The organism is Burkholderia sp. HMSC10F09 (genome assembly GCF_001806955.1).
Lineage (GTDB): Bacteria > Pseudomonadota > Gammaproteobacteria > Burkholderiales > Burkholderiaceae > Burkholderia > Burkholderia multivorans.
The window spans coordinates 1-1,282 of sequence record NZ_KV786897.1 but is presented as its reverse complement, the minus strand read 5'-3'; the positions used below and the strand labels follow the sequence as shown (position 1 = coordinate 1,282).

The window sequence follows — 1,282 nt, the reverse complement described above, 5'->3', positions numbered from 1 at the left end:
GCACGGCTCGGCTGGCTCGCGGTCGGCGCCGATCCCGAGGCCGTGCTGACCAAGCCGCCGGTGCGCGCCGACTACACGCCGAACGCCGCGCGTCACGCGCTGCTGCGCGAGCGCCTCGATGCGTTTCGCGCGCTGTACCGTCACGTGCGTCCGCTTTACGAACCGTCGCGCACGCGTCTCGCGTGAGCGGCCGCTGCCGCGCGGGTGCCGAACGGCGGCCCGCGCCGCATGCGGTACAGTGGATCCCGTTGCGCCGCACCGCCGGCCCGCTCCGAACCGAATCGCTATCGTGTCCAAGTCTTCAGAAAAACTCGATCTCGCCACGCGCGCCGCGTGGCTCTATTACGTCGCGGGCGACACGCAGAACGAAATCGCCGAGAAGCTGCAGGTGTCGCGCCCGGTCGCGCAGCGCCTCGTCGCCTTCGCGATCGAGAAGAACCTGATTCGCGTGCGCGTCGATCACCAATTGGCCGACTGCCTCGATCTCGGTGCGCAGTTGTCGAAGCGCTACGGGCTCTCGATGTGCGAAGTCGTGCCGGTCGATGCCGACGCGCCCGATGCGATCGACCGCAAGCTCGCGGTCGCCGGTGCGCAGGTCATGGAACGCTATCTGAGCGAGACGCGGCCGATGGTGATCGCAGTGAGCAGCGGCCGGACGCTGAAGGCGGCCGTCGCGCAGATCGCGCAGATCGATCGCCCGCAGCACCGGCTCGTGTCGATGGTCGGCGCGATCGCGGCCGACGGCTCGTCGAACCGCTACGACGTCGCGCAGTACATCTCCGAGAAGACGGGCGGCAAGCACTTCCTGCTGCCCGCCCCGCTGTTCGCCGACAGCGACGCCGAGCGCGCGCAGTGGTGCAATCACCGGCTCTACCGGATCGTCGATGCGCTGTCCGCGGAAGCCGACGTCGCGTTCGTCGGCGTCGGCAACATCGGCCCGCACTGCCCGCTGTACGAAGACGGCTTCATCACCGAGCAGGAACGCGACGAGATGATCGCGCGCGGCGCGGTCGCCGAACTGCTCGGCGTACCGATCGATGCTCAGGGCCGGCTCGTCGACGTGTCGACGAGCGCGCGCGTGACGAGCGTGCCGCTCGAGACGCCGCCCAAGCGCCCGACGATCGCGTTCGCGGGCGGCCCGAAAAAGCGCGACGCGGTGATCGCCGCGCTGCGCGGGGGGTGGGTGTCGGGGCTCGTGACGGACGAGACCTGCGCGCGGGCGGCGCTCGACGCGACGCTCTGACGCCGCGCCGCGCGGCCCGCAGCCGTCATGCCGCGCGCT

At 70.7% G+C, this 1,282-nt stretch carries 1 protein-coding gene and 1 pseudogene; both read left to right on the top strand.

The features are described 5' to 3' along the window. Positions 1 to 186 (top strand): annotated as a pseudogene (locus HMPREF3115_RS25360) (xylulokinase); the annotation flags it as partial. 103 nt (positions 187 to 289) lie between these two features. Next, positions 290 to 1,243: a sugar-binding transcriptional regulator gene (locus HMPREF3115_RS25355; RefSeq protein ID WP_006406457.1), complete on the top strand. Its 954-nt coding sequence runs from the start codon at positions 290 to 292 to the stop codon at positions 1,241 to 1,243. Positions 1,244 to 1,282: the final 39 nt, after the last annotated feature.